The 314-nt window shown below is 59.6% G+C and carries 1 protein-coding gene; it reads left to right on the top strand.

Translation table 11 applies throughout. The annotated features are described in order from the left end of the window. Window positions 1-205, top strand: a 205-nt coding sequence (locus tag FE811_RS28070; protein ID WP_219848983.1) for a hypothetical protein, incomplete at its 5' end; no start/stop codon positions are given. Window positions 206-314 lie beyond the last annotated feature (109 nt).

Genomic DNA, 314 nt, shown 5'->3' with positions numbered 1-314 from the left:
GGGCCGGGCGCAGGCCAATCCGGCGGCAGCCCGCCGCCCGAATGAGCGGTTCTTTGCGCTTTGCCTGCCCCGGCGGCGCAGCAAGATGGCAAAACGCTTTGCAAGCCCGTCACAAAGCGGCCTTAATACAACCGGAAAGCATACCGCCCTGGCGATAGTTCGTGCCCGGTTGCCATCCGGGCTCAAATGTCGCAAAAACCGATGAGTTTAGTTTACTAAGTTGGCCTTTTGCCGCCTCCCCCCTCCTCATCCCACTGTGATCGCCATTCCCATGTCCAAACAATTTGCCTCCATTCTCGTGGCGCCCGAAGACT

It is taken from the genome of Paracoccus sp. FO-3 (assembly GCF_006386455.1).
GTDB classification, from domain to species: domain Bacteria; phylum Pseudomonadota; class Alphaproteobacteria; order Rhodobacterales; family Rhodobacteraceae; genus Paracoccus; species Paracoccus versutus.
Note: the sequence above shows the minus strand (reverse complement) of the source record. Positions and strands in the feature narration are given on the sequence as shown.